The 25,262-nt window shown below is 68.1% G+C and carries 29 protein-coding genes; 9 read left to right on the top strand and 20 right to left on the bottom strand.

The genetic code is table 11. From position 1 onward, the window contains the following. Positions 1 to 4: 4 nt before the first annotated feature. Both ulaA and BST38_RS01670 read right to left on the bottom strand, forming a co-directional pair. Positions 5 to 1,597, bottom strand: coding sequence for a PTS ascorbate transporter subunit IIC (ulaA, locus tag BST38_RS01675; protein WP_083141485.1), 1,593 nt, complete (start codon positions 1,595 to 1,597; stop codon positions 5 to 7). A gap of 7 nt (positions 1,598 to 1,604) precedes the next feature. Continuing rightward, the gene (locus BST38_RS01670; RefSeq protein WP_083141682.1) at positions 1,605 to 2,405 is read right to left on the bottom strand and encodes a PTS sugar transporter subunit IIAB; all 801 of its coding nucleotides are present in this window, start codon (positions 2,403 to 2,405) and stop codon (positions 1,605 to 1,607) included. A 162-nt stretch (positions 2,406 to 2,567) separates the two neighbouring features. On the opposite strand from BST38_RS01670, the gene BST38_RS01665 reads away from it, so the two are divergent. Beyond that, positions 2,568 to 4,793: a glycoside hydrolase family 3 C-terminal domain-containing protein gene (locus BST38_RS01665; RefSeq protein ID WP_110781446.1), complete on the top strand. Its 2,226-nt coding sequence runs from the start codon at positions 2,568 to 2,570 to the stop codon at positions 4,791 to 4,793. Between the two features lie 4 nt (positions 4,794 to 4,797). Here the strand turns inward: BST38_RS01665 and BST38_RS01660 are convergent, their stop codons facing one another. From BST38_RS01660 to BST38_RS01645, 4 genes are all read right to left on the bottom strand, one after another. Then, complete coding sequence (locus BST38_RS01660) at positions 4,798 to 5,274, bottom strand: glucose-6-phosphate dehydrogenase (RefSeq protein WP_083141483.1); 477 nt, start codon at positions 5,272 to 5,274, stop codon at positions 4,798 to 4,800. A gap of 104 nt (positions 5,275 to 5,378) precedes the next feature. After that, positions 5,379 to 6,341 (bottom strand): class 1b ribonucleoside-diphosphate reductase subunit beta, encoded by a 963-nt coding sequence (gene nrdF / locus BST38_RS01655; protein WP_083141482.1) that lies wholly within the window; start codon positions 6,339 to 6,341, stop codon positions 5,379 to 5,381. A 76-nt stretch (positions 6,342 to 6,417) separates the two neighbouring features. Next, entirely contained in the window at positions 6,418 to 7,230 is an 813-nt protein-coding gene (locus BST38_RS01650; protein ID WP_435404607.1) for an Atu4866 domain-containing protein, read from the bottom strand. Positions 7,231 to 7,298: 68 nt separating this feature from the next. Next, complete coding sequence (locus BST38_RS01645) at positions 7,299 to 8,039, bottom strand: TetR/AcrR family transcriptional regulator (protein WP_083141481.1); 741 nt, start codon at positions 8,037 to 8,039, stop codon at positions 7,299 to 7,301. Positions 8,040 to 8,192: 153 nt separating this feature from the next. On the opposite strand from BST38_RS01645, the gene BST38_RS01640 reads away from it, so the two are divergent. Further along, positions 8,193 to 9,374 carry a geranylgeranyl reductase family protein gene (locus BST38_RS01640; RefSeq protein ID WP_083141480.1) on the top strand — a complete coding sequence of 394 codons (1,182 nt, stop codon included), beginning with the start codon at positions 8,193 to 8,195 and terminating at the stop codon, positions 9,372 to 9,374. 1 nt (position 9,375) lies between these two features. Beyond that, positions 9,376 to 9,930 carry an SMI1/KNR4 family protein gene (locus BST38_RS01635; protein WP_083141479.1) on the top strand — a complete coding sequence of 185 codons (555 nt, stop codon included), beginning with the start codon at positions 9,376 to 9,378 and terminating at the stop codon, positions 9,928 to 9,930. Here BST38_RS01635 and BST38_RS29300 read toward each other — a convergent pair. Next, positions 9,902 to 10,051 (bottom strand): MFS transporter small subunit, encoded by a 150-nt coding sequence (locus BST38_RS29300; protein WP_165761541.1) that lies wholly within the window; start codon positions 10,049 to 10,051, stop codon positions 9,902 to 9,904. The genes BST38_RS01635 and BST38_RS29300 overlap by 29 nt on opposite strands. Next, complete coding sequence (locus BST38_RS01630) at positions 10,048 to 11,418, bottom strand: OFA family MFS transporter (RefSeq protein ID WP_083141681.1); 1,371 nt, start codon at positions 11,416 to 11,418, stop codon at positions 10,048 to 10,050. The genes BST38_RS29300 and BST38_RS01630 overlap by 4 nt, the downstream gene beginning before the upstream one ends. A 77-nt stretch (positions 11,419 to 11,495) precedes the next feature. Between BST38_RS01630 and BST38_RS01625 the strand changes: the two genes are divergently transcribed. After that, positions 11,496 to 11,912 carry a VOC family protein gene (locus tag BST38_RS01625; RefSeq protein ID WP_083141478.1) on the top strand — a complete coding sequence of 139 codons (417 nt, stop codon included), beginning with the start codon at positions 11,496 to 11,498 and terminating at the stop codon, positions 11,910 to 11,912. Positions 11,913 to 11,915: 3 nt separating this feature from the next. Here BST38_RS01625 and BST38_RS01620 read toward each other — a convergent pair whose 3' ends face one another. From BST38_RS01620 to BST38_RS01590, 7 genes are all read right to left on the bottom strand, one after another. After that, the gene (locus BST38_RS01620; protein ID WP_083141680.1) at positions 11,916 to 12,260 is read right to left on the bottom strand and encodes a cupin domain-containing protein; all 345 of its coding nucleotides are present in this window, start codon (positions 12,258 to 12,260) and stop codon (positions 11,916 to 11,918) included. Positions 12,261 to 12,284: 24 nt separating this feature from the next. Beyond that, positions 12,285 to 12,956 carry a helix-turn-helix transcriptional regulator gene (locus BST38_RS01615; RefSeq protein WP_083141477.1) on the bottom strand — a complete coding sequence of 224 codons (672 nt, stop codon included), beginning with the start codon at positions 12,954 to 12,956 and terminating at the stop codon, positions 12,285 to 12,287. Between the two features lie 12 nt (positions 12,957 to 12,968). Next, complete coding sequence (locus tag BST38_RS01610; RefSeq protein WP_083141476.1) at positions 12,969 to 13,769, bottom strand: class I SAM-dependent methyltransferase; 801 nt, start codon at positions 13,767 to 13,769, stop codon at positions 12,969 to 12,971. After that, positions 13,762 to 14,544 carry an ABC transporter permease gene (locus tag BST38_RS01605; protein ID WP_083141475.1) on the bottom strand — a complete coding sequence of 261 codons (783 nt, stop codon included), beginning with the start codon at positions 14,542 to 14,544 and terminating at the stop codon, positions 13,762 to 13,764. The genes BST38_RS01610 and BST38_RS01605 overlap by 8 nt, the downstream gene beginning before the upstream one ends. Further along, positions 14,541 to 15,242: an ABC transporter ATP-binding protein gene (locus BST38_RS01600; protein WP_083141474.1), complete on the bottom strand. Its 702-nt coding sequence runs from the start codon at positions 15,240 to 15,242 to the stop codon at positions 14,541 to 14,543. Before BST38_RS01600 ends, BST38_RS01605 begins: the two co-directional genes overlap by 4 nt. Then, positions 15,239 to 15,733: an MTB12 C-terminal domain-containing protein gene (locus BST38_RS01595; protein WP_083141473.1), complete on the bottom strand. Its 495-nt coding sequence runs from the start codon at positions 15,731 to 15,733 to the stop codon at positions 15,239 to 15,241. The genes BST38_RS01600 and BST38_RS01595 overlap by 4 nt, the downstream gene beginning before the upstream one ends. A 101-nt stretch (positions 15,734 to 15,834) precedes the next feature. Beyond that, positions 15,835 to 16,539 carry a LysR family substrate-binding domain-containing protein gene (locus tag BST38_RS01590; RefSeq protein WP_083141472.1) on the bottom strand — a complete coding sequence of 235 codons (705 nt, stop codon included), beginning with the start codon at positions 16,537 to 16,539 and terminating at the stop codon, positions 15,835 to 15,837. Positions 16,540 to 16,567: 28 nt separating this feature from the next. On the opposite strand from BST38_RS01590, the gene BST38_RS01585 reads away from it, so the two are divergent. After that, positions 16,568 to 16,951: a DUF5997 family protein gene (locus BST38_RS01585; RefSeq protein ID WP_083141471.1), complete on the top strand. Its 384-nt coding sequence runs from the start codon at positions 16,568 to 16,570 to the stop codon at positions 16,949 to 16,951. Positions 16,952 to 17,069: 118 nt separating this feature from the next. On the opposite strand, the gene BST38_RS01580 is transcribed toward BST38_RS01585, so the two are convergent. The 5 genes from BST38_RS01580 to BST38_RS01560 form a co-directional block, all read right to left on the bottom strand. After that, positions 17,070 to 17,309, bottom strand: coding sequence for a hypothetical protein (locus BST38_RS01580; RefSeq protein ID WP_083141470.1), 240 nt, complete (start codon positions 17,307 to 17,309; stop codon positions 17,070 to 17,072). Between the two features lie 190 nt (positions 17,310 to 17,499). Further along, complete coding sequence (gene nrdE, locus BST38_RS01575) at positions 17,500 to 19,668, bottom strand: class 1b ribonucleoside-diphosphate reductase subunit alpha (protein ID WP_083141469.1); 2,169 nt, start codon at positions 19,666 to 19,668, stop codon at positions 17,500 to 17,502. Next, positions 19,635 to 20,081, bottom strand: coding sequence for a class Ib ribonucleoside-diphosphate reductase assembly flavoprotein NrdI (nrdI, locus tag BST38_RS01570; protein ID WP_083141468.1), 447 nt, complete (start codon positions 20,079 to 20,081; stop codon positions 19,635 to 19,637). The genes nrdE and nrdI overlap by 34 nt, the downstream gene beginning before the upstream one ends. Before the next feature lie 80 nt (positions 20,082 to 20,161). Beyond that, on the bottom strand, positions 20,162 to 20,416 hold the full coding sequence (gene nrdH, locus BST38_RS01565; protein WP_083141467.1) for a glutaredoxin-like protein NrdH: 255 nt from the start codon (positions 20,414 to 20,416) through the stop codon (positions 20,162 to 20,164). 581 nt (positions 20,417 to 20,997) lie between these two features. Beyond that, the gene (locus BST38_RS01560) at positions 20,998 to 21,549 is read right to left on the bottom strand and encodes an NAD(P)H-dependent oxidoreductase (RefSeq protein ID WP_083141466.1); all 552 of its coding nucleotides are present in this window, start codon (positions 21,547 to 21,549) and stop codon (positions 20,998 to 21,000) included. 85 nt (positions 21,550 to 21,634) lie between these two features. Here BST38_RS01560 and BST38_RS01555 point away from each other — a divergent pair, with 85 nt between their 5' ends. From BST38_RS01555 to BST38_RS01540, 4 genes are read left to right on the top strand one after another with little or no spacing between them, the layout of a single operon-like run. Beyond that, entirely contained in the window at positions 21,635 to 22,255 is a 621-nt protein-coding gene (locus BST38_RS01555) for a TetR/AcrR family transcriptional regulator (RefSeq protein ID WP_083141465.1), read from the top strand. Continuing rightward, positions 22,252 to 23,325, top strand: a complete 1,074-nt coding sequence (locus BST38_RS01550; RefSeq protein WP_083141679.1) for a DNA polymerase IV — start codon at positions 22,252 to 22,254, stop codon at positions 23,323 to 23,325. The genes BST38_RS01555 and BST38_RS01550 overlap by 4 nt, the downstream gene beginning before the upstream one ends. 52 nt (positions 23,326 to 23,377) lie before the next feature. Continuing rightward, positions 23,378 to 24,091, top strand: coding sequence for a GAF domain-containing protein (locus BST38_RS01545; RefSeq protein ID WP_083141464.1), 714 nt, complete (start codon positions 23,378 to 23,380; stop codon positions 24,089 to 24,091). A 4-nt stretch (positions 24,092 to 24,095) separates the two neighbouring features. Next, on the top strand, positions 24,096 to 25,262 hold the full coding sequence (locus tag BST38_RS01540; protein ID WP_083141463.1) for an AAA family ATPase: 1,167 nt from the start codon (positions 24,096 to 24,098) through the stop codon (positions 25,260 to 25,262).

Genomic DNA, 25,262 nt, shown 5'->3' with positions numbered 1-25,262 from the left:
CCGGCTAACGGTTCGACCGGGTGTCTTCGGCCGCCGCGACCGGGCGCGGGGGTGGCGGGGGCGCGCCGGCCGGCGGCGGGATCTTCGGGTAGCTGCGCCCGGTGACGGTTCCGGCGTCGGCCGTCGATCCGCCGCCGACGCCCGCGGGCAGTGGGCGTCCTGGTGACGGATCCCAGTCGGTGTCGACCAGGCGCCGCTGCACCAGGATCGCCAGGGCGAGCAGGATGATGCCGATCATCAGCATCGACACCGTGCCCCACACCGTGCCGAGCTTGGCGGCATTGCCCAGAAGTATTCCGTACCAACCGAAGTCGGCGTCGCCAAAGGTGGTGTTCTCGGATCCGAAGGCGCCCAGCACCCGCACCAGCAGCGCGGGCAGGAAGGTGATCAACAGGCCGTTGACGAAGCCGCCGGCGATCGCGCCGCGTCGGCCGCCGGTGGCGTTGCCGTACACCCCCGCCGCACCGCCGGTGAAGAAGTGCGGCACCAGGCCCGGGAGCACCAGCACCCACCCGAAGGCCGGTCCGAGCCACACCGACAGCACCGCGAGCCCGAGCAGACCGCCGACGAAACTGGAGACGAACCCGATCAGCACCGCGTTCTGCGCGTAGGGGAACACGATCGGTGCGTCCAGCGCGGGCACGGCACCGGGCACCACCCGCTCGGCGATGCCCTGGAAGGCCGGCACCAGTTCCCCGAGGATGGTGCGGACGCCGAACAGGATCACCGCGACGGCGACACCGAAGCTCAACCCCTCGGTGACCCCTTTCATCAGGTAGTTGCCGACGTCGACGGCCGCACCGGCTCCGGTGTCGTCGGCGAACGCCGCGAACGCGGTCTCCTGCCCGGCCCTGTTCAGGTAGATCAGCGAGACCACCAGATACATCAGCACCATCGACAGCGCCGTCGCGACCATCGAATCCCGAAGGAAGCGCAACGTTTCGGGCAGCTTGAGGTCTTCGGTGGAGCGGCTCTTGGACCCCCCGACCAGCCGGCCGGTGATACCGGAGGCGATGTATCCCACGGTGCCGAAGTGACCGATGGCGATGCTGTCGTCGCCGGTGATCCGTTTGGTCCAGGGCTGTGACAACGCGGGCAGCGACACCATCACCACCCCCAGCAGGAACCCACCGAGCAGGATCACCACCGGGGTGTCCAGCCCGGCGGTGGCCAACACGATCGTCAGCAGCGTCGCCATGAACAACGTGTGGTGGCCGGTCAGGAACACGTAGTGCAGCGGGGTGAAGCGGGCCAGCAACAGGCTGACGGCGAAGCCGAGGATCATCAGCCACGCGACCTGGGCCCCGTACTCGTCCTGCGCGATTCCGACGATGGCCTCGTTGGTCGGCACCACCCCTTGCGTCCCCGCGGCGCCCTGGATCATCACGCCGAGGGGATCCAGCGAGGCGACCACCAGGGTGGCGCCGGCGCTGACCAACAGGAATCCCAGCGTGGCCTTCAGCGCCCCGCCGATCACCTGTCCGGCGGATTTACGCAGTGCGACCAGACCGACCGCGGTGATGATGCCGATCAGGTAGGCCGGAACCGCCAGTATTTCGTTGACCAGGAATTCGGCGATGCCGACCAGCCAGTTCATCGCACTCCTAGACGTCGTAGGAATCGCGCAGGGCGTCGTCCACTTCGGCGGTGGAGGTGAAGTTGTCGATCACCTTGACCGGTACACCGACGTCGCCGAGCGTCCGCGCGATCTCGCCGGAGGTCAGGATCAGGTCGGCGCTTTTGGCCTTGCCCTTGGCGGAGATGGTGTCGGTGGCCTCGACGGTGATGAACGGCGCCCAGCCCCAGGTTTGCAGCACCTGCTCCAAGGTGTTCTTCAAGAAGAGGCTGGTGCCCAGGCCGTTTCCGCACACGGTCAGGATCAGGTTGTTGGTCTTGGCCGGCGTCTGCGCCGCGCCGGATCCGGGTGACGTGGCGGCGGGGGTCTGCGCCGCGGTGGGCGTCGCACCGAGCAGGTTCATCACCTCGGCCGGCGTGGTGGCCGCATCCAGCGCAGAGCGCCGCGCCGGATCGCCGAGCACCTTCGCCAGCTGTGCCATCGCCGCGGTGTGCGCCCCGGCGTCGGTCGCAGCCAGCGCGACCACCAGCGTCACCGGATCGTTGGTCTTGTGCCCGAATTCGACGGGATGCGCCAGCCGCACCCAGGACATACCCGTGCGATGCACGGCAGAGGAGGATCGCGCGTGCGCGAACGCGAAGCCCGGCGCCACCACGATGTAGGGACCGTTGGATTCGACGTTGGCGATCATCGACTCGGTGTAGGCGGGTTCCGCGATACCGTCCTGCTCCAGCGGCCGGCCGGCCACCTTGATGGCGTCCTGCCACGTGGCGGCGGACGCGTCGAGGACGACGCGGTCTTCGGAGAGCAACTCGGCCAACTCCGCCATGACCTCCACCCTAGCCACGCCGCACTCTGCCCGTGAGGGATTCGCCGGCTCCGGCCGCCCGGGGGCGAGGGATCCGGGTAAATGTTTACGCGCCATGCACTTTGGGGATCAGGCGTCATGAAGTTTGACGCGGACGGTGAATCCGTCGCGGTACGGTCAGGTATGAGTAGGCTCTCCTCCCCCGCTGCCGGCCGGTCCGCGACGGACGGGGCGGGTTCGGCTCTGCCGTTGGCCGTGAAGGCCGGGCTGGGAAGCGGCGAGTCGTTCTGGCAGACCAAGACCGCGGCGGGATTCCCGGCCGCAACGCTCACCGACGGACCGCACGGGTTGCGGGCACAAACGGATCTGGCAGAGGGCGTCGGGTTTGCCGAAAGCGTTCAGGCGACGTGTTTTCCACCCGCCGCGGCACTGGCGCAGACCTGGGACGCCACACTGGTCGAGCGGGTCGCTGCCGCGATCGGCGACGAAGCCCGGGCACTGGGCGTCGGCGTCGTGCTCGGCCCGGGCGTCAACATCAAGCGCGACCCCCGCTGCGGACGGAACTTCGAGTACTACTCCGAGGATCCGCTGTTGAGCGGCACCCTGGGTTCGGCCTGGGTGCGGGGGGTGCAGTCCCGCGGCGTCGGCGCCTCGGTCAAGCATTTCGCGGCCAACAACGCCGAGACCGACCGCATGCGGTCGGACTCCCTCGTGGAACCGCGCGCGCTTCGGGAGATCTATCTCAGGAGCTTCGAGCGGGTGGTCACCGAGTCGCGGCCGTGGACGGTGATGTGCTCCTACAACAAGATCAACGGCGTCTACGCCTCCGAGAACCGTTGGCTGCTGAGCGATGTGCTGCGCGGTGAATGGGGCTTTGCCGGCGCGGTCGTCAGCGATTGGGGCGCGGTCGCCGACCGGGTGGCCGCGGTGCGGGCGGGTCTGGACCTGACGATGCCCGGCGGCGACCCGACCCAGGACGACGATGTCGTCGCGGCCGTGGAGTCGGGGGTGCTCGATCCGGCCGTCCTCGACGACTCGGTGGGCAGGATTCTGGACCTGCTCGCGCGCGCCGCCGACACCGCCGAACCGGGCGGGCCCGTCAACCTCGACGCCCACCACATGCTGGCCCGCGAGGCCGCCTCCCGCGCCGTCACCCTGCTCAAGAACGACCTCGCTGTGCTGCCGTTGCGCCGCGACGCGCGGTTGGCGGTCATCGGGACACTCGCCGTACAGCCGCGCTACCAGGGCGGCGGGAGTTCTCGCGTCAACGCGGCGCGACTGGACATCCCGCTCGACGAGATCCGCGCGCGCACCACCGCCGAGGTCGTCTACACGCCGGGCTACGGCGACGATTCCCCGCTCGATGAGGCAGTGGTCGCCGCGGCTGTCGCCGACGTCGCCGTGGTGTTCCTCGGCCTTCCCGACGGCGACGACGCCGAGGGAGCCGACCGCACCCACATCGACCTGCCCGCGGACCAGTTGGACGTGCTGCGCGCCGTCACCGCGGTGCAGTCACGCACCGTGGCGGTCCTGTCCCACGGCGGGGTGGTGCGCCTGGAAGAAGTGGACCGGTTGGCCGCGGCCGTCGTCGACGGTGCTCTGCTCGGCCAGGGGGCCGGTGCGGCAATCGCCGATGTGCTCTTCGGCGTGGTCAACCCGTCGGGCCGCCTCGCCGAGACCGTCCCGCTCCGGCTCGCAGACGCACCGTCATTCCTGAACTTTCCCGGCGAACACGGCCGCGTGCTCTACGGCGAAGGCATCTTCGTCGGGTACCGCGGTTACGACGCCCGTGCGGTCGAGGTCACCTATCCCTTCGGACATGGCTTGTCCTACACCACCTTCAGTTACGACGACGTGCAGGTGCACCTCGACGGCGACACCGTCGTCGTCGAGGTGGAGGTGAGCAACACCGGCGCGCGCGACGGCCGCGACGTGGTCCAGCTCTACGCCGCCAAGCACGGTTCGGTGATCGCGCGGGCGCCACGGGAGTTACGCGGATTCACCGTGGTCGACATCCCGTCCGGGGGCACGCGCCGCGCGGTCATCCGGGTCCCCCGCCGCGAATTCGCCTATTGGGACGATCGCGTGGACAACTGGGTGGTCGAAGGTGGCGCGTACACGTTGAGCGTCGGCGCGTCGAGCCGAGATATCCGCGTCACCACGATCATTCGCCTCGACGGCGACCTGCCCGTCCTCGGGGTGACCGCGGCGTCGACCATCGCCGAGGCGCTGGCGCACCCCGTCGTCGGACCCCGGCTGGTGACGATGTTCCAGCAGTACGCGCCGGCCGGGGTCGGGGACGGCCCGGCGGGCACCGATGCGCTGCGGATGATCGCGTCGATCCCGCTCAATCGGCTCCGCCTCTTCGGCTTGGACCCCGACGCGCTCGACGACCTGCTGCGGCCCTGACCGGTCAGCCGGTCGGCACCGGCAGGTCGACCCTCAGCGATGAGTGCTCGTCGAGGATATGGCGCAACGCGGCGTCCATCGGACGCGCGGCGGCGAGGTCACGACCGAACCGGCTGTCCACCACTGCCACCGCCGCGTCGGGCAGCTCGGTCCTGTCCATCTCGTCGACGAAGGAGTCGAACAGCGCCGGCGGTGTGGCCAGGTAGTACAGCGCCCGGTGTGGGCTGTTGAGCTCAGCCGCGTAGAGGAGTCCCTGCTGGGTGATGACGAACAGCTCGGCACCGAACCGCGCGTCACCGGCTTCGGACCGGCACCAGGCCTCGGCGGCGCGGTGGCTCTGCTCCAACGGATCCTGGACCGCGTCGGTCAGCGAGAAGATCCGGTCGACGCGCCGCCCACCCAGCCACGGGGACAAGTCGATCGGCGGTCGGAAATAGCTTCGGAAGACCTCGCCGAAGAAGTCGTACAGACGCTCGCTCATCGCGGCTCCTCAACTCGACATCGCCTCGAGTGTGCGCCGCGAAACACCGCCACGCCAGAACCGTCGCGCAGACGTCACAGAACTGCGCGAGGACGGAACTGGACTTAGAAGTCCCAGTCCTCGTCTTCGGTGTTGACGGCCTTGCCGATCACGTAGGACGACCCCGAGCCCGAGAAGAAGTCGTGATTCTCGTCGGCGTTGGGGCTCAGCGCCGACAGGATCGCCGGGTTCACATCGGTCTCGTCGCGCGGGAACAGCGCCTCGTAGCCGAGGTTCATCAGCGCCTTGTTGGCGTTGTAGCGCAGGAACTTCTTGACGTCCTCGGTCAGCCCGACCTCGTCGTAGAGGTCCTGGGTGTACTCGACCTCGTTGTCGTAGAGCTCGAAGAGCAGCTCGTAGGTGTAGTCCTTGAGCTCCTGGCGGGTCGCCTCGTCGGCCAGCGCCAGCCCCTTCTGGAACTTGTAGCCGATGTAGTAGCCGTGCACGGCCTCGTCGCGGATGATCAGCCGGATCATGTCGGCGGTGTTGGTCAGCTTGGCCCGGCTGCTCCAGTACATCGGCAGGTAGAAGCCCGAGTAGAACAGGAAGCTCTCCAGCAGGGTCGAGGCCACCTTGCGCTTCAGCGGCTCGTCACCCTTGTAGTACTGCATGACGATCTCGGCCTTGCGCTGCAGGTTGGGGTTCTCCTCCGACCAGCGGAACGCGTCGTCGATCTCCGAGGTCGAGCACAGCGTCGAGAAGATGTTGGAGTAGCTGCGCGCGTGCACCGACTCCATGAACGCGATGTTGGTGTACACCGCCTCTTCGTGCGGGGTGAGCGCGTCGGGGATCAGGCTGACCGCGCCGACGGTGCCCTGGATGGTGTCGAGCAGCGTCAGGCCGGTGAAGACCCGCATCGTCAGCTGCTTCTCGTGGTCGGTCAGCGTGTTCCAGGACGGGATGTCGTTGGACACCGGCACCTTCTCGGGCAGCCAGAAGTTCCCGGTGAGGCGGTCCCACACCTCGGCGTCCTTGTCGTCCTGCAGACGGTTCCAGTTGATGGCCGAGACACGGTCGATCAGTTTCATGCCATCGCTCACGAGAACCCCATTTCACCTGGCTGTTTCTGCTGTCGCCGAGGAAACTCCCGCGGCGAGGTCAACACTACAACTGGTGTGCGACATCCCCGCGCTCTACGAGATGTTGTGTCTGGCGTGTCGCGGCGGTTTCCTCAGGACTCGCGGTGAAAGACCATTCCGCCGTGGTGCAGTTCGTCGTCGGAGACGAACGTCCCGTCGGCGGTGAACCCACTGTCGTCCCAGTGTCGATGCGGGTCCCGCGCACCTCGTAGCGGCCGGTGTAGGCGCCGGCACGCTCACCCCTGGCCTCGTCGTAGCGACCGTCGGGCCGCAACTCCTGGCGGATGTGGCCGTCCGTCGTCACCCACATTCCCACGTAGGGGTGCGCCGGGGTCACTCTGTGCAGCAACTCGTCGAGCGCGACGAAGTCCAGATACGCGTCGACCCGGGCCACGCGTTCGTCGCGCAGGGTCATCGCCCAGACGTACTCGTTCACGTATGGCATCCCGTCGCGGGCGGTTGCGACACCGCGCCACCGCGCGACCACGGTGTCCCCGTCGGCGACCAGCTCGTGGACCTCGGCGTGAATCGGGCCGTCGAGCCGCGACACGATCGGGCCGGCACCGTCGCGCAGGAATTCGGCCCGGCCGGTGTAGGTCCTGGGCTGCTCGGCGCGCGCCACGGTCCACCGCACGTCCTCGGCCAGGATCGCGTAGAAACTGTCCTGCCCGCTGACGCCGCGGGTGAACGCGTCGCGGACCAGTTCGGTGTTCCGCCGTTCCTGCTCGCTTCCCGGCGAGCCGTCGGCGGTGCCGACCGCACCGCAACCCACCATCGCGGCGGCGGCCAATGCAGAGACGATGGCTGTTGCGGTGCGGCGCAAAGATTTCGGTGTCATCCATCCGACGCTAGGAGCGCACGGCGGCACCTGGCAGGACCCAGTACTCCTAGGACCGCGAGCCGGGTTCAGGCGACCTGTTCGCGGCGCTTGACGCCTTCGTGCAGCGGCACGTCCGGGTCGATCTTGATGCCCAGCACCTCGCAGGTGCCGTTGATCGAGCCCACCATGATCGTCGTCAGGTAGTCGATGAACTTCTCCGACGGCAACCGCCGCGGGCTGTCCTGCTCGGAACCCAGCCACCAGTCGGTCGCCGAGGCGGCGGTGCCGAAGGTGGCGAAGCCGGCCAGCTCGAACGCGGCGTAGTCGAGCTCCATCTCTTTGAGCTCGTTGTTGAACATGTCGGCGATGGCCAGGGTGATGTCGCGGCCCTCGTTGAGCGCCCGCATCGCCGACTCGCCCTGTTCGGCGAACCGGCCCTGCATCAGGAACCGCACCACGTTGGGGTGTTCGTCGACCAGCCGCACGTACTGCTGCACCGCGCGGAAGATCACGGTGCGGGCCGGGTCGGTGGCGATGTCGATCGACGGGAAGATCGCCGCCCACAGCATGTCTCGCATGCGGGTGCCGATGGCCTGGAACAGGTCGGCCTTGTCGGTGAAGTGCCGGTAGATCTTGGGTTTGGCGGTTCCGGCCTCTTCGGCGATCTCGCGCAGCGACACCTCGGGGCCGAGACGGTCGATGACCCGGAACGCGGCGTCGACGATCTCGGAGCGCACCTTCTTGCGGTGCTCGCGCCAGCGCTCACTGCGGGCGTCCACCTTGACACCCGGTTCGCCGCTCACGCGCGCCCTCGACCCTCGTCGCACCCGATCACTGTACCCGCAAGGGCGTCGCTGACCTGCTCAGACCGCGTCGTCGACGCCGCTCGCGGCCAAGGTGTGGGCAAAATCGCTCGGCGCGCGCGTTCAGCGGATTTGGGTACTATCTCCTGCGACAGCGCGGCTCAACGAGAGAGATTTATGACGCAGCGATACGACGTGGTCATCGCAGGTGGAGGCCCCTCCGGGTCCGCCGCCGCATGGCAGGCCGCACAAACCGGCGCCAAAGTGGTGGTGCTGGACAAGGCGCAGTTCCCCCGCGCCAAACCCTGCGGGGACGGCCTGACCGCGCGCGCGGTCAGCTACCTGCAGAAGATGGGCCTGGCCGACGAGGTCGCCACCTACCACCGGGTGAACCGGGTCACGGTGTTCAGCCCGAGCCGCTGGGAGCTGTCGTTCCCGAAGCGCCCCGGCATGCCTGACCACGGTCACACGGTCAGCCGCGAGCACCTGGACACGACGCTGCTCAAGCACGCCGAGTCCGTCGGCGCGGAGATCCGCCAGGGCGCCGAGGTGGCCGGCCCCGAACTCGACGCCAGTGGCCGCGTCATCGGGGTCGTGCTCAAGAGCGGCGAGAAGGTGTACGGCGACGCGGTGATCGCGGCCGACGGCGCCTACTCCCCGATCAAGCGCGCGCTCAAGATCGACTCCGATTACAACGGCTACTCGGCGATCGCGATCCGCTCCGAGATGCCGGCCAACCGCCCGGACACCGACTCGCTGGACATCTATCTCAAGCTGATCTTCGAGGGCGACCAGCTGCCCGGCTACGGCTGGGTGTTCCCGATGGGCAACGGGATCTTCAACATCGGGCTCGGTTACGTCAACAGCTACAAGAACTGGCAGTCGATCAACGCGACGCAGTTCCTCGGCGAGTTCCTGCGCTCGCTGCCCAGTGAGTGGGAGCTGCCGCCCATCGAGGAGCTCAAGAAGAACAAGAGCGTGCGCGCGTGGCGGCTGCCGATGGGCTTCACCGCGTGGCCGCCGTGGCGGCCCGGCGTGCTGTTCACCGGCGACTCGCTGGGCGCGGGCAAGCCGGCCTCGGGTGCGGGCATCTCCAAGGCGCTCGAATCCGGTTTGGCCGCAGGCGAATGCGCGGTGGCAGCGTTGACGAACGGTGGGCCGGACGACTTCACCAACTACGCGCAGCGGATGGAAGCGGCGTGGGGCCGGGAGTACCGGCGGGGTCGGCTCATGCACAAGCTGATCGGGCAGCCGAAGCTGGCCGACGCCGGTGTCAGGCTGATCGACAACGCGGCGTTCCGCGACCGGATGCTCAAGGCGCTGTACAAGAAGGCTCAGGGCCCGCAGCACACGTTCTGACGTGTCTGCCGCTGCGCGCCTCGCCGAGCTCGGCACGGTGCCGATCGAGCCCGGCCTGACGGACGACGAGATCGACCGTGCGGAACGCGATTTCGGTATCGAGTTCGCCGACGATCACCGCGCGTTCCTTCAGGCTGGGCTCCCGGTCGGCCCATCGTGGCCGAACTGGCGCGGCGAGGGCCGTCGCAGTCTGGCCAAACGCCTGCAGCTGCCCGCCGACGGTGTGCTGTTCGCGGTGGAATGGCGGCAGTTCTGGGGTGCGGACTGGGGGCCGCGTCCGGCGCGGATGAAGGACGCGTTGCGCACCGCGCGATACCGATTGGATCGTGTGCCGCAACTGATCCCGGTCCACAGCCACCACTACCTGCCGGCCGGGCGGGGCTCGTCGGGTCAGCCGGTGCTGTCGGTGGTCTCGACCGAGGTCGCGGTGCGCGGTGCGGACCTGGCGGACTTCGTCGAGGTCGAGTTCGGCTCCGGGCAACCCCGCGTCACCGACGCCGTCGCGACCGTGGCGTTCTGGTCGGAGCTCACGCCCCGAACAGCCGGCCCGCCTTGATCAGCAGTTCGTAGAGGCCGTACCCGAACGGGACGGCGACCCACGCCCAGGCCAGCAGGATGTAGATCTTCGGCACCGTCGGGGTGTACTCGTGCAGTTCGTCGGCGGACTGGTCGGTCATCGGACCGCCCCCTCTCTGTCGGTGGCCCCCGCCTTGTCGGCTTCATGCCATTTGGAGTCGACCGGCCGGATCAGTTCGTTGGCGACGAACGCGATCACCAGCAGCGCGATCATGATCGAGAACGACAGCGTGTACAGCTCGGGACCCTCCTTGCCCGCCTCCGCCTGCCGGTCTGCGACGAAGTTGACGATGATCGGACCGAGCACCCCGGCCGCCGACCACGCGGTGAGCAGCCTGCCGTGGATCGCGCCGACCTGGAAGGTGCCGAACAGGTCGCGCAGGTAGGCCGGCACCGTCGCGAAGCCGGCACCGTAGAACGACAGGATCAGGATCGTCGCGATCAGGAAGACGAGCTTGTTGGAGTTCTCCATCAGCGTGATCGTCAGGTACAGCAGCGCGCCGGCCCCGAGGTAGAGCCGGTAGGCGTTCTTGCGGCCGATCTTGTCCGACAGGCTCGACCACCCGATGCGCCCGAGCATGTTGCCCAGCGACAGCATCGCGACGTATCCGGCCGCCGCGGCGGCCAACCCGGCTGCGGCCGTACCGGCGGCCGGGAAGTAGTCCTGGTAGATCGGCGACGCCTTCTCCAGGATGCCGATGCCGGCAGTCACGTTGAAGCACAACACGATCCACAGCAGCCAGAACTGCGGGGTCTTGATCGCGTTGCCGGCTGAGACCTGTCCCCCGGTGACGATCGAGTCGGCCTGCACCGGCGGCGGTGTCCAGTTCGACGGTTTCCAGTCCGGTCGCGGGACCCGGATCAGCAGCCAGCCCAGCGACATGAACACCGCGTAGACGGCGCCGTGCACCGCGAAGGTCTTCGCGATGCCCGCGGTGTCGGTGCCGAACATGTCGAGCATGGCCGTCGACCACGGCGATGCGATCAGCGCGCCGCCACCGAACCCCATGATGGCCAGGCCGGTTGCCATCCCGGGCCGGTCCGGGAACCACTTGATCAGCGTCGACACCGGCGAGATGTAGCCGATCCCCCAGCCGATCCCGCCGAGCAGTCCGTAGCCGAGTAGCACCAGCCAGAACTGGCCGATCAGCAGCCCCGCCGAGCCGACCAGCCAGCCCCCGCAGAAGCAGCAGGTCGCGGCGAACATCGCCGCGCGTGGGCCCGCGCGCTCGACCCAGGTGCCGAACAGCGCCGCCGACAGCCCCAGCACGACGATGCCGACGGTGAACGGCAATGCGCTCAACGTGCCGGAGATCCCGAGGGATTCCTGCAGCGGGAGCTTGAACACGCTCCACGAATAGGCCGCGCCGACCGACAGGTGGATCGACAACGCCGCCGGTGGGACCAGCCATCGACTCCATCCGGGCGAGGCGACGATGCGTTCTCTGCTGAAAAACGGCGCGGTCATGAAACGGGGCATACCTACTTCACCGGCGAGTGTGACGTGGATCTCCGGATGTCAGGGCCCAGAGTTACCGTGACCGCATGGAGCAGCGCATCAGCCTCATCACCCTCGGCGTCGACGACCTCGCCCGGGCCCGCCGGTTCTACGAGCAGGGCCTGGGCTGGGCGCCCAAGGACGCCCCCGAGGGCGTCGTGTTCTACCAGCTCCCCGGTATCGCGCTGGCGCTGTTCGGCCGTGACGATCTCGCCGAGGACGCCCGCCACCCGGTCGACGGCCGCTTCAGCGGGATCACGATCGCGATCAACCAGCGCACCGAAGCCGACGTCGACGCGGTGCTGTCCCAGGCCGAGGCGGCGGGCGCGACGATCCTCAAACCCGCCGAGAAGGTGTTCTGGGGCGGCTACTCGGGCTACTTCGCCGACCCCGACGGGCACGTCTGGGAGGTGGCCCTCAACCCGCACTGGACGATCAACGACGACGGGACGCTGACCATCTGACTGTCAGCGGCGCGCGACCACCGACAGCAGGACGACGGAATCCTCGAGCGCGACCAGGTTGTGGATCTCGTCCGGGATCACCAGATAGTCGCCCTCGGACCCTCCGACGGTGGTGGTCGCCGTGCCGATCTGCACCTTGCCGCGCAGCACCAGAAGCGTTGCCTCACCGGGGCTTTTGTGGTCGTCGAGCCGATTGCCTTCCGTCAGCGCGAGCACGGTCTGGCGCAGGGTGCGCTCCGAGCCACCGTAGATGGTGTGCGCGGAACGCCCCGCGCGTGCTGTGCGCGCCGCCTCGAGCTGCTCGTCACCGAGCGCCCGCAACGACACGGCGTCCTGAATCGCGTCCACGATGTCTTCCTTTCCGATCAATCTTCAGTCTCGGGCCGGCCGAAGAAGCAGGCCCACTTCGCAGGAACCGCCGTGCGGATCCGGCGTCACCGCGACGCGGTAGCTCCCGCCGATCGTCGCCGTGTTGAGGTCGATCACTTCCTGGATCAGACCCTGTTGAATGCCACGGACCACTTCGGGCGCGGTCTTGGCGACTTCGGCGAGCGGGCACGTGCACAGCTGCACGGTCGTCTCCCCGAACGACGACAGCACCGAGCGCACCTGGAAACCCAACTCGCCCAACGTGGCCACCACCAGGTCGGCGATGGTCGTCTCGTCGCGCGGGCGGGCGAGCCTGACGCGGTGCGCGAGGTCGGCACCGATGCGGCGTGCCCGTGATTCGCGTTCCTCGACGGTGCCGCCCAGATGGGCGGCGAACAACGCCACGATGTCGGCGTAGTCCAGTCGCGGCGCGAGCTCGTAGGTGAGCTTGGGCCGGCCCGCCCGGGCCCCGCGCGGACTGCTGCCCCGTCGCACATATCCCTGCGACTCCAGCGCGGACAGGTGGAACCGCGCGGTGGTCACGTGGATGTTGAGCGAGTCGGCGATGCCCTGCGCGTCCACCGGACGCCGCGACTCGCGCAGCAGACCCAGCACCTTCTCGCGCTGTCGGCCCACCCCGCGATCCGCCGTCGCGTCGTGGCGTTGCTCTGGCATGAGATCAGTGTGTCATTGCCCCGGGACGACGCCGACGACCGCGACCGCGGTGAGTGAGCGCCGGTACCGCTGAAATGTGCTGCGCATCCCGAGGACCCGGCGCCGCGCCGCGGGCCTGCGGATCAGGTTGCCGACGATGCGCAGGGCGCCGAGCAGTCCCTCGTCGGCCAGCACCCGCGCCGGGTTGAGCAGGGCCATCGGGGCGCGGTCGACGGTCTCGATCTCGAAGCCGGCGTCGATGAGCAGCTGCTTCCACTCCGCCGTGGTCAGCGGACGTGCGTTGACCTTGATCGCCCGGGACATGTCGCGGCGGATGTCGTCCTTGATGTCCTGCGACAGCGTCTCGGGCTCAAGGCCGAGCTCGTGGATCGCGTAGCGGCCGCCGGGACGCAGCACCCGGAACGCCTCCTCGATGATGGCGCGTTTGGCCTTGTCGCCCTGCATCGTCAGCATCGCCTCGCCGACCACCACGTCGGCGCTGTCATCGGGCAGACCCGTCGCGGCGGCGTCGGCGACCACGACCGAACCGTTGACCGGTGCGACGATGGCGCGGACGTTCTCGGTCGCGGCGGCGGTGTCGTCCACCCCGACGTAGGAGCGCGGCTTCTTGGCGATGATGTCGGTCGCGGTGCGGCCCAGCCCGGGGCCGAGCTCGACGACGTCGGCACCGTCGATACGGGCGGCCGACAGCAGGCGGCTGGTCAGCTCCAGACCCCCCGGGCGCAGCACGCGCTTGCCGAGGCGAGCGAGCAGCCAGTGGCCGGGCAGGTCGGCATCGGATCGCTCGGCGAGCGGAAGTGGTGCATCAGCCATGGCGGACAGTCCTTTCGACGGTGGCGACCAGGAATATCGCCGTGAACAGGGAACACACATAGAGCAGGGCGACGTTCTGACCCCACGGAGGTGTCAGCACGGCGTCCTGGCCGGTGGCGAAAACGCCATTGAGAACGGGCATGAAGCGCTGCAGGAACGCGCCGCTCGGCAGGTAGCCCGCCGCGGACTCGAAGGCGTAGACCCACAACAGGATCACCGCGGCGGCGCCGAGCGGGGATGGGATCAGCGCGCCGATCCCGACTCCTGCGCCTGCGGCGAAGAAGCTCAGCAGCGGCACGGTCCACAGCAGGCGCAGCGCGACCGGGTCGGTGGCCGACACCGATCCGTACACGTGCGGCGAGAGCACCGGCAGCAGGATCAGCACGGCGAGCAGCGCGACCACGGCGACCACCGCGCCGAGCGATCCGTAGAACACCCAGCGCCCGAGCAGCGCGGGCCACTGCCTGCGCATCGCCAGCCGAACGTATTCGCCTGCGCGGTAACGGCTCTCGCTGGCCTGCCCGTCGGACGCGGCGATCGCGACCACGACGGTGGTGATGGTGATGACCCAGTAGGCCGCGTTCGACGTCGGCACCTGCAGTACGGAGATCTGACCGGGGATACGCGCGAACGCCTCGGCGGCCGCGGCGATCGCGAACGTGATCAGCACCGGCACCGCGACGGCGGCGGGCACCAGGACGGTCCACAGCCGGCTTCGGCCGGCGGTGCGCACCATCTCGGCGCGCACGCTGCGGGTCACCAGCGCGGCGCTCATGCGCACGCCACACAATCGAGCAGGGTGGACTCCAGCCAGTCGCGCGGTTGCGCACCGGCGGGCACCACGTCGGCGAGGGCGCCGTCGACGTGTACGCGGCCCGCCTGCACCATCAGCACCCGGTCGGCGGACAGCACGGCCTCGGAGAGCAGATGGGTGGCCACGACGACGGCGCAGCCGGTGTCGGCCAGGCGGCGCAAGAGGTCCCGGAACCACACGATGCCCGGCACGTCGAGACCGTTGAGCGGTTCGTCGAACAGCAGCGCCCGCGGCCGGCACAGCAGCGCGCCGGCGATCGCGACGCGCTGGCGCGCCCCGAGCGAGAGCGCGCCGATGCGTTCCCGGCGCCGCGACGCCAGCGCCGCCTCGTCGAGCACCTCGTCGACCCTGACGGCGTCGACGCCGGCCAGTGCGGCCAACCAGCGCAGGTGACGGGTCACGGTGTGGCGCGGGTTCAGAGCGCCGGGCCCGAGGTGCACGCCGACCAGATGCGGGTCACCGAACGGTGTCCGGCCATCGACCGTGACGCGACCGGTATCGGGCCGGTCCAGCCCGGCGATCAGGCGAAGCAGCGTGGTCTTGCCCGCACCGTTGAGACCGAGCAGCGCGGTCACCGCGCCGGCAGGGATGGTGACCGTGATGTCGTCGAGTGCCCGATTACCGCCGAAAGACTTTGCCAGACCGTGGGTTTCGATCATTCGAAGTTGCACGGGATCGGCAGGCCGATCGTCTTGATGCCGTTGCACAGCGACTTGCTGGCCAGTTTCCATCGCCCGTCGATACGGCGCCATTCGGCGACCACCTGGACCGTCGGAGAACCTTGCCGGCTGGCGTTGATCACGGCGGTGTGCCGGTCGGGCTCGTGGGTCTCGGGTCCGGTCACCACACTGGAGCCTTTCGGCGGCCGGAAGAACCCGACGCGGTAGATCATCTTCGGCACCACGACCGCCCGTGAGCCGCCCTCGAGCTGATCGGCCTTGACCCAGTCCGGGGCCGGGGTGGCAACCAGCAGCCGGATCTGGGCGTCGAGCTCGGCCAGGGTCGGCACCTCGGAGGTGATGGCGAAGTTGTCGACGTTCAGCGGGTCGGCAGGCAGCTCCGGGTCGGCCGCGGCATTCGGCGCCAGACCCAGCAGCGTCATCGCCGCCGCGAGCCCCGTGGCCGCCGCACCGCGACTCCATCGCATCATCGATCGCTCCTAATTAACAGGAAAACTTTCCGGTAAATGTAGGAGCTTCTGGGAGAATAGGCAAGGCTTACCTTGAAATGGCAAGCCTTACCTTTCGGGGGTCAGCGGCGCTTGGGACGGCCCGGCTTCCGGGCGACCTTGCCCGCGGCGGCGCGGGCGGCCTGTTTGGCGAGGGTTTTCTCCCGCGCGGTGCGCTTCGGCGCGGGCTCACTGTGGCCGCGCGACGAGCCGGGTTTACGGCCGCGCACGATGCCGATGAACTCCTCGATCAGCGGCGGCTGCTGCCCGGCGGGGACGGCGAGCGCCACCGGGCAGGCGGGCGCGTCGGAGATCGGGCGGTAGGTCAGGTCCTTGCGGTGGTGCAGACGTGCCAGCGACTGCGGGACGATCAGGACGCCGACCCCGGCCGCTACGAGTTCGATTGCGGCGGCGGTGGTTTCGGGGCGGTGCTCGACAGGGAGGCCGGGAGCGTCGGGCCAGACGACGACGTTGTCGGCTGGGATCAGCACGGGCTGACCGTCGAGGTCGGCGGCGCCGAGCTCGTCGGCGGCGCTCAGCAGGTGATCGGTCGGCACCACGGCCACGGTGGTCTCGTCGTAGAGCGGGATGACGGCCAACCCGCTCGTGTCGGCCGGCAACCGGATCAGCGCGAGGTCGACGTCGCCGTCACGCACCGCGGTGGTGGCATCGGCCGCGGCGACCGGAATCAGCGTCAGCTCGGCGTCGCGGTGGCGTTGCTCCCAGATACGGGCCCACTTCGCGGGTGTTCCGCCGGGGACGTACCCGAGGGTCAGCGAGGGCGTCACGGCCTCAGGCTACCGATAAGCTCAGGCCATGAGCAGGCCGAACGCGCAGTCCATGAAACCCGCCACCGCGGCGAAGAAGCTGGACGTGTACTTGCCGGCGACGCCGCAGGAGTTTCAGCAGAACCCGATCACCCGCGCCGAACTCGCCGCGCTGCAGGAAGATCCGCCGCAGTGGCTCAAGGATCTGCGCAAGAACGGCCCGCACCCGAAGAACCTCGTCGCCGCGAAGCTCGGAATCTCGATCGGAGGCCTCAAGCGCGGTGGGGTCGAGACCGCGCTGACCACCGAGGAGATCAACCGGCTACTGGAGGAGAAACCGGACTGGCTGGTCGCCGAGCGCGAGAGCTACCAGGAGGTGCTGCGCGAGGAGCGCCGGCTGAAGTCAGCGCGCGCCGACCAGGCCGGGGACTGAGCCCGCTCACGCGTACAACTGTGGGGGTTGTGCACGCGTAATCGTGGATTAGCGTGCATAACCCCCACACTTGCGGCCGCTCCGGATGCCGAACACCAGGGCGGTGATCAGCACGACCTCAACGGCCGTCGACCCCGGTCCTGCGGCCCCACAGCAGGTACGCCACCGGCAGGACACCCGACGACGTCACCACCCCCAACGCCGCCTTCCACAGCCATCGCGGACCGTTGACGTCGGCGCCGTCTCGCCGGGAAAGGTCCCGCAATGCGACGGCCCGCAAGCCCGCATCGAGAACCGCGAGGACGATGACAGCTGCCTTACCCGCCGGGGAAAGCTGTTTCCAGGACCTGCGCGCCACGTCGCCTACCTTCCAGTCACCCGATGCCTGTACGGAGCGAAATTGTAGCGCCACCAGCGATACCCCTTGCGCCGCAGACGAAATCACTGATCACCATTGCCGCACCCCCTACCGCCGGCGCCGCGGTCGAACGGCCCGAACAAGAAGCAGGCCAGGGAGTAATCTCCCTGGCCTGCAACGTCTCTCGGCGCTACAGCATGCAGCTGACGCAGCCCTCGACCTCGGTGCCCTCCAGCGCCATCTGGCGCAGCCGGATGTAGTACAGCGTCTTGATTCCCTTGCGCCAGGCGTAGATCTGCGCCTTGTTCACATCGCGGGTGGTCGCGGTGTCCTTGAAGAACAGCGTCAGGCTCAGACCCTGGTCCACGTGCTGGGTGGCCGCGGCGTAGGTGTCGATGACCTTCTCGTAGCCGATCTCGTAGGCGTCCTGGTAGTACTCCAGGTTCTCGTTGGTCATGTAGGGCGCCGGGTAGTAGACGCGCCCGATCTTGCCTTCCTTGCGGATCTCGACCTTGCTGGCGATCGGGTGGATCGAGCTGGTCGAGTGGTTGATGTAGGAGATCGAGCCCGTCGGCGGCACGGCCTGCAGGTTCTGGTTGTAGATGCCGTGCTTCTGCACCGACTCCTTCAACCGCTTCCAGTCCTCCTGGGTCGGGATGCGGATGTCGGCATCGGCGAACAGCTGACGCACCTTGTCGGTCTTGGGCTCCCACACCTGCTCGGTGTACTTGTCGAAGAACTCGCCCGAGGCGTACTTCGACTTCTCGAACCCGCCGAACGCCCTACCGCGTTCGATCGCAATGCGATTCGACGCGCGCAGCGCGTGGTAGACCACGCAGTAGAAGTAGATGTTGGTGAAGTCGACACCCTCGTCGGAGCCGTAGAAGATCCGCTCCCGGGCGAGGTAGCCGTGCAGGTTCATCTGGCCGAGGCCGATCGCGTGCGAATCGTTGTTGCCCTGCTCGATGGACGGCACCGACCAGATGTGGGTCTGATCGCTCACCGCGGTCAGCGCCCGGATCGCGACCTCGATGGTCTGCGCGAAGTCCGGCGAGTCCATCGCCTTGGCGATGTTCAGCGAGCCGAGGTTGCAGGAGATGTCCTTGCCGACCTTCTTGTAGGACAGGTCCTCGTTGAACTCCGACGGCGTGGAGACCTGCAGGATCTCCGAGCACAGGTTCGAGTGGGTGATCTTGCCATCAATAGGATTAGCCCGGTTCACCGTGTCCTCGTACATGATGTACGGGTAGCCCGACTCGAACTGCAGCTCGGCCAGCGTCTGGAAGAACTCGCGCGCCTTGATCTTCGTCTTGCGGATCCGCGCGTCGTCGACCATCTCGTAGTACTTCTCGGTGACCGAGATGTCGGCGAACGGCACCCCGTACACGCGCTCGACGTCGTACGGCGAGAACAGGTACATGTCCTCGTTCTTCTTCGCCAGCTCGAAGGTGATGTCCGGGATCACCACGCCCAGGCTCAGCGTCTTGATGCGGATCTTCTCGTCGGCGTTCTCACGCTTGGTGTCGAGGAACCGGTAGATGTCGGGATGATGCGCGTGCAGGTACACCGCACCGGCACCCTGGCGGGCACCGAGCTGGTTGGCGTAGGAGAACGAGTCCTCCAGCAGCTTCATGATCGGGATGACGCCCGAGCTCTGGTTCTCGATGTTCTTGATCGGCGCGCCGTGCTCACGGATGTTGGTCAGCAGCAACGCGACTCCGCCGCCACGCTTGGACAGCTGCAGCGCCGAGTTGATGGACCGGCCGATGGACTCCATGTTGTCCTCGATGCGCAGCAGGAAGCAGCTGACCGGCTCGCCGCGCTGCTTCTTGCCCGAGTTGAGGAAGGTCGGGGTGGCCGGCTGGAACCGGCCGTCCATGATCTCGTCGACCAGCTGCTCGGCGAGCGTGGTGTCACCGGCGGCCAGCGTCAGCGCGACCATCACGACGCGGTCCTCGAAGCGCTCCAGGTAGCGCTTCCCGTCGAAGGTCTTCAGCGTGTAGGAGGTGTAGTACTTGAACGCGCCGACGAACGTCGGGAACCGGAACTTCTTCGCATACGCGCGGTCCAGCAGTTCCTTGACGAAGTTGCGCGAGTACTGGTCGAGCACCTCGCGCTCGTAGTAGTTCTTCTCGATCAGGTAGTCGAGCTTCTCGTCCTGGCTGTGGAAGAAGACCGTGTTCTGGTTGACGTGCTGCAGGAAGTACTCCCGCGCCGCCTGCACGTCCTTCTCGAACTGAATCTTGCCGTCTGCGTCATACAGATTCAGCATCGCGTTCAGGGCGTGGTAGTCCATCTCCCCCGGAAGCGCGTGCGCGCCGGTGGTTACAGGTTCTGCAGCTGTGACGGTTGGGGGCACGACTGGTCCTTCCAGAAGTCTTGTAATCCTGCTCGGACGGCGAAGACGTCGTCCGTTGTTCCCATGAGTTCAAACCTGTAGAGGAAGGGGACGCCGCACTTGCGCGACACCACCACCCCCGCGTAGCCGAACTCGGCGCCGAAGTTGGTGTTGCCCGCGGCGATGACGCCGCGGATCAACGACCGGTTGTGTTCATCGTTGAGGAACGCGATCACCTGCTTGGGGACGTAGCCCCCGCGATCGGGATCGGGACCGTTGGCATGCCCGCCGCCGTACGTCGGAAGGACGAGCACGTAGGGCTCGTCCACCCGGATCCGGTCCTTCAGCGGGATCCGGATGGCGGGCAGTTCCAGCTTCTGGACGAATCGGTGCGTGTTCTCCGAGACGCTGGAGAAGTAGACGATATTGCCCACGGTTACTCCTCCCACGAATCGTTGTTGCTCAGCAGTGGCTGAAAGGCCGTCCGGCCGCCAGCGGCCGAATAAGCCGGGGCCTACGCGGTGGCGGTGACCGCGCCGGCCAGCGCCTTGATGCGGTCGGGGCGGAAGCCCGACCAGTGCTCGTTGCCGACCACGACGACCGGGGCCTGCAGGTAACCGAGCGCCATCACGTAGTCGCGGGCCTCGTCGTCGACGCTGATGTCGATGACGTCGTAGGCGACGCCCGCCTTGTCGAGGGCCTTGTAGGTCGCGTTGCACTGCACGCAGGCCGGCTTGGTGTACACGGTGACGGTTGCGGGCTGAGTCATCTGCGGTACGGCTCCTAATCGAGAAGACGGGGTGGCTGGCAACTGCTGAGATTGTTCTGGTCGCTATGTATCAGCGCCCCGGAGGGCACTGAAAATTCCGGTAATTCCAGGCTGTCCGGGTCCGAAGCCGGTGGGTGGTGACACCGACTTCGCCGGAAGCTCTGGTCCCTACAGATCCCTAGATCTTGGGGGTCTGTTGGTGTTCGAAACACTACACCTAGTGTCCGACATTCAGAAGAGATACAAGATGTTCTGAATAACATTTCTGAAATTCCCAGGTCGTAACCGTTTCGCGCCTCCTGACACCGGCGTGTCGCGTTTCACACGGCGTGTCGACGCCCAGGGCGCCGGCACGGCCCCAGATCTATCAGGGCCCACCGACAACACCGCATCGCCGGCGCGGCGCGCGCCCGCGCTCCAGCAAACAGAAAAGCGCCCCGTCGCGGCTGCCAGCAAACCCGGCAACGGGCTCGCCCGGCAGCACCACGGGGCGCTTCCTCAGTTTTCACAACGGCCACGTCCGTGTCAGCAGGCACACCGGCCGCGGACGTTGCCAGGCCCGGCGGTCCGGGCAACGCGGCTCAGCCGATCTCGGCGACCAGCTTGCCGATGACGTCGCGCAGCCGCTCGGTCACCTCGGCGTTCTCTCGCGGATGCTTATCACCCAGCGAGGCGCCCGGAATCGACAGCTCAAGACCGTCCACGATCCGGGGACCGGCGATACCGAGCGTCTTGCGCGTCTCGTCGTGGGCCCACACGCCGCCGTACTGTCCCAGCGCGACGCCGATCACCGCGGCCGGCTTGTCCTTCAGCGCGCTGTTTCCGTAGGGCCGCGACAGCCAGTCGATGGCGTTCTTCAGCACTCCCGGCACCGACCCGTTGTACTCCGGCGTGACGACCAGCGCCGCGCCGGCGGCTGCGGCCGCGGCACGCAGCGCGACCACGGGCTCGGGGGCGTCCTCGGTGTCGAGGTCCTCGTTGTAGAACGGCAGTTCCCCAAGGCGGTCGAACCGCTCCAGGATGACACCCTCCGGCGCCACCTCCGCGGCGAGCTCGGCGAGCAGGCGGTTCACCGACGCCGCGCGCAGGCTTCCGACGAGCACAAGTACCTTGCTGCTGACGGTCTCGGACATCGTTCTCCTTCGAGGTTGTTCCAACGGTCCCGCACCGTCTAACCGGACTATAGTCCGCTCTATTCCGCCGGGTTAAAGTTGCCAGGTGAGCGCAGTCGAGGGACGCAACGAGCTGCCGGTGTTGCCGGTCGTCGATGCCGCCTCGGCACCCGAGCGCGGCGACGCCGCGCGCAACAGGGCGTTGCTTCTCGACGCGGCACGACGCCTGATCGACGAACACGGCGCGGATTGCGTGACCACCGACGACATCGCGGCCGCCGCGGGCGTCGGCAAGGGCACGCTGTTCCGTAGGTTCGGCAGCCGCGCCGGCCTGATGGTCGTGCTCCTCGACGAGGACGAGAAGGCGCTACAGGAGGCCGTCCTGTTCGGGCCTCCCCCACTGGGCCCCGGCGCACCACCACTGGAGCGCCTCCTCGCCTACGGCCGGGAGCGGCTCAAGTTCGTCCAGATCCATCACGAGCTGCTGTCCAACGCGGTCCGCGACCCCCAGATGCGCTACAACGCACCGATGAGCCTGCACCACCACCACGTCCGGTTGCTCCTCGAATCCGCCGGGACCACAGGAGATCTCGACGCCCAGGCGACCGCGTTGACCGCACTGCTCGACGCCGACCACGTCTACCACCAACTGACCGATCTGGGCTTGTCCGAGCAACACATCGGCGACGCGTGGGAGACGGTGGCGCGCAAGCTCTGCGGCACATGACCGAGTCCGGCGTGGCAGAGGAACGGGACTGGATCCTGCACGTCGACATGGATCAGTTCCTCGCCTCGGTGGAGCTACAACGCCGCCCCGACCTGGTCGGGCTGCCCGTCATCGTCGGCGGTGGCGGCGACCCCACCGAAGCCCGCAAGGTCGTCACCTGCGCCTCCTATGAGGCCCGCGCCTTCGGGGTGCACGCCGGGATGCCGTTGCGCGCCGCGGCGCGCCGCTGCCCCGACGCGACGTTCCTGCCGTCGGACCCCGAGGCCTATGACGCGGCCTCCGAGCGCGTGATGGGCCTTCTCCGCGATCTCGGACATCCTGTCGAGGTGTGGGGGTGGGACGAGGCGTACGTCGGCGCGCGCGTGGCCGATCCGGTCGCGCTGGCCCGCCGGATCCAGGACGTGGTCTCCTCCGAGACCGGGATGTCGTGCTCGGTCGGGATCAGCGACAACAAGCAGCGCGCCAAGGTCGCCACCGGTTTCGGCAAGCCGGCGGGGATCCACATGCTCACCGACGACAACTGGATGGCCACGATGGGCGACCGTCCTGTCGAGGCGCTGTGGGGTGTCGGCCCCAAGACCGCGAAAAAGCTTGCGACGATGGACATCACCACCGTCGCGGATCTCGCGCGCACCGATTCGGCCGAGCTCACCGCCGCGTTCGGGCCGTCGACAGGACTGTGGATTCTGTTGCTGGCCAAAGGCGGCGGGGACAGCACGGTCAGCGCCGAACCCTGGGTCCCGCGATCCCGCAGCCACGTCGTCACGTTCGCCCACGATCTGACCGATCGCGCCGAGATGGACGCCGCGGTGACCGACCTCGCCGAGCGGACCCTGGCCGAGGTTGTCGCACAACAACGCACCGTGACCCACGTCGCAGTCACCGTACGCACAGCCACGTTCTACACGCGCACCAAGATCCGCAAACTGGGCGAACCGACCACCGACGCGGCACCGGTCATCGCCACCGCCCTCGACCTGCTCGGACGGTTCGAACTGGACCGCCCGATCCGGTTGCTCGGGGTCCGGCTGGAGCTCGCGATGCCGGCAACGACGGCACAGCCGCGCTGACCGCGGGGCCGGAACGTCCTCGCTCGTCGGTCAGCCAGGTTACGGTGGCGTCATGGCGCGGGTTCCCGGGTTCGACGAGCGACTCGACGCCGCGCTGCACGACGAGGCGGCGCGTGCCCGTGAGCCGGTCGACGTGTTCGTCGCCAGGGCCGTGGCCGCCCGCATCGCCATCGAGATGGCCCGCCGCAGGGACCCGGCCCTCGACGACATCCTGGACCGGATCCGGTCGATGGAGCTGGCACCTCCGAAGCCGGGTATGCGTATCGAGACCGGCACCGTGATCGCCGATCCCGAACGCCTGCAGGCGCTCCACGAGACCGGGCTGCTCAACGCCCGCAGCGGCTCGATCCTGGATCGTGTGGTCGAGATGGCGGTCGGGGCCCTGGCCGTCCCGTCCGCGGCGGTCTCCCTCGTCGATCAGGACACGATGTACGTGCCGAGCGCGATCGGGCTGCCGCATGAGATCGCGGCCCTGCGCCAGATCCCTTTGGAGCGTTCGATTTCCAGGCCGATCGTCACCACCGGCGCGGCGGTGATCGCCGAAGACGCCCGGACCCATCCGGCGCTGATGAACCACCCGATGGTGCTCGACGGCTACGTGGTCGGGTTCGCCGCGATGCCGATCACCAACCCCGACGGCCACACCATCGGCGCACTGGCGGTGTGGGACTCCAAACCCAGACCCTGGACGCACGGCCACCTTCAGATCCTCGAGGACTTCACCGCGATCATCTGCGGCCGGATCTTCAACACCTCCACCGACTGACCGCATGCTCGATACCGTCGCGATCCGCGGGTACCGCTCGCTGCGTGAGCTCGTCCTGCCGCTGCGCAGGCTGACCGTCGTCACCGGGGCGAACGGGACCGGAAAGTCCTCGCTGTACCGCGCGCTGCGACTGCTCGCCGACTGTGGCCGCGGCGAGGTGATCGCGTCGTTCGCGCGCGAGGGCGGGGTTGCGTCGGCGATGTGGGCGGGCCCCGAGCATCTCGGTGGTGCCCGGCGCACCGGCACGGCGCAGGGCGGTCCGCGGACGAGGTCGGTGTCGATTGAACTGGGTTACGCCTCAGACGATTTCGGCTACCTGATCGATCTCGGTCTACCACAGGCCCAGCAGTCAGCGTTCGGCCGGGATCCGGAGGTCAAGCGCGAGCTGGTCTTCGCCGGGCCGGTGGCCCGTCCCACGACGACACTGGTGCGACGGGTACGCGGCATGGTCGAGGTCGCCGCGGAATCCGGGCGCGGCTTCGACGAGCTGGCCCGCAACGTGCCTGCTCACCGCAGCGTGCTCGCCGACTGGGCAGGCGCCGCACCGGAATTGGTGATGGTGCGGGAACGGCTGCGCAACTGGCGGTTCTACGACGGGTTCCGCGCCGACGCAACCGCTCCGGCCCGGCTGCCGCAGGTGGGCACCAGGACGCCGGTGCTGGCCGACGACGGTGCCGACCTGGCCGCGGCGATCCAGACGATCCTGGAGACCGGCACCGAGGACCTGCCGCGCGCCGTGGCGGATGCGTTCGACGGTGCCGGCGTCTCGGTTGCCGTGACCGACGGCCTGTTCGACCTGCAGCTGCACCAGCAGGGTATGTTGCGCCCGCTGCGCAGCGCCGAGATCTCCGACGGCACACTGCGGTTCCTGCTCTGGGCGGCGGCGCTGCTGAGCCCGCAGCCGCCGTCGCTGATGGTGCTCAACGAGCCCGAAACGTCGCTGCACCCCGACCTGGTCGCGCCGCTGGCCTCGTTGATCGCCGAGGCCGCCACCCGGACCCAGGTCGTCGTGGTGACCCACTCGCCGACCTTGCGGGAACGTCTCGGGGCGCAGCCACTGGGCTCCGACGCCGACGCGTGGGAGATCGAGCTCTACAAGGACTGGGGTGAGACGAAAGTGGTGGGCCAGGACCTCTCGACCATGCCGCCGTGGGACTGGGGCAGGCGCTGA

This window comes from Mycolicibacterium parafortuitum (genome assembly GCF_002086815.1).
In the GTDB taxonomy this organism is placed as follows: Bacteria; Actinomycetota; Actinomycetes; order Mycobacteriales; family Mycobacteriaceae; genus Mycobacterium; species Mycobacterium parafortuitum.
This window is presented reverse-complemented; position numbering and strand designations above follow the sequence as displayed.

Bases quoted from the DNA above. Each gene is read 5' to 3' on its own strand.
- ulaA (WP_083141485.1), bottom strand. From the start codon at position 1,597: ATGAACTGGCTGGTCGGCATCGCCGAATTCCTGGTCAACGAAATACTG.
- BST38_RS01670 (WP_083141682.1), bottom strand. From the start codon at position 2,405: ATGGCGGAGTTGGCCGAGTTGCTCTCCGAAGACCGCGTCGTCCTCGAC.
- BST38_RS01665 (WP_110781446.1), top strand. From the start codon at position 2,568: ATGAGTAGGCTCTCCTCCCCCGCTGCCGGCCGGTCCGCGACGGACGGG.
- BST38_RS01660 (WP_083141483.1), bottom strand. From the start codon at position 5,274: ATGAGCGAGCGTCTGTACGACTTCTTCGGCGAGGTCTTCCGAAGCTAT.
- nrdF (WP_083141482.1), bottom strand. From the start codon at position 6,341: ATGAAACTGATCGACCGTGTCTCGGCCATCAACTGGAACCGTCTGCAG.
- BST38_RS01650 (WP_435404607.1), bottom strand. From the start codon at position 7,230: ATGACACCGAAATCTTTGCGCCGCACCGCAACAGCCATCGTCTCTGCA.
- BST38_RS01640 (WP_083141480.1), top strand. From the start codon at position 8,193: ATGACGCAGCGATACGACGTGGTCATCGCAGGTGGAGGCCCCTCCGGG.
- BST38_RS29300 (WP_165761541.1), bottom strand. From the start codon at position 10,051: ATGACCGACCAGTCCGCCGACGAACTGCACGAGTACACCCCGACGGTG.
- BST38_RS01630 (WP_083141681.1), bottom strand. From the start codon at position 11,418: ATGACCGCGCCGTTTTTCAGCAGAGAACGCATCGTCGCCTCGCCCGGA.
- BST38_RS01625 (WP_083141478.1), top strand. From the start codon at position 11,496: ATGGAGCAGCGCATCAGCCTCATCACCCTCGGCGTCGACGACCTCGCC.
- BST38_RS01615 (WP_083141477.1), bottom strand. From the start codon at position 12,956: ATGCCAGAGCAACGCCACGACGCGACGGCGGATCGCGGGGTGGGCCGA.
- BST38_RS01610 (WP_083141476.1), bottom strand. From the start codon at position 13,769: ATGGCTGATGCACCACTTCCGCTCGCCGAGCGATCCGATGCCGACCTG.
- BST38_RS01605 (WP_083141475.1), bottom strand. From the start codon at position 14,544: ATGAGCGCCGCGCTGGTGACCCGCAGCGTGCGCGCCGAGATGGTGCGC.
- BST38_RS01600 (WP_083141474.1), bottom strand. From the start codon at position 15,242: ATGATCGAAACCCACGGTCTGGCAAAGTCTTTCGGCGGTAATCGGGCA.
- BST38_RS01595 (WP_083141473.1), bottom strand. From the start codon at position 15,733: ATGATGCGATGGAGTCGCGGTGCGGCGGCCACGGGGCTCGCGGCGGCG.
- BST38_RS01585 (WP_083141471.1), top strand. From the start codon at position 16,568: ATGAGCAGGCCGAACGCGCAGTCCATGAAACCCGCCACCGCGGCGAAG.
- nrdH (WP_083141467.1), bottom strand. From the start codon at position 20,416: ATGACTCAGCCCGCAACCGTCACCGTGTACACCAAGCCGGCCTGCGTG.
- BST38_RS01560 (WP_083141466.1), bottom strand. From the start codon at position 21,549: ATGTCCGAGACCGTCAGCAGCAAGGTACTTGTGCTCGTCGGAAGCCTG.
- BST38_RS01550 (WP_083141679.1), top strand. From the start codon at position 22,252: ATGACCGAGTCCGGCGTGGCAGAGGAACGGGACTGGATCCTGCACGTC.
- BST38_RS01545 (WP_083141464.1), top strand. From the start codon at position 23,378: ATGGCGCGGGTTCCCGGGTTCGACGAGCGACTCGACGCCGCGCTGCAC.
- BST38_RS01540 (WP_083141463.1), top strand. From the start codon at position 24,096: ATGCTCGATACCGTCGCGATCCGCGGGTACCGCTCGCTGCGTGAGCTC.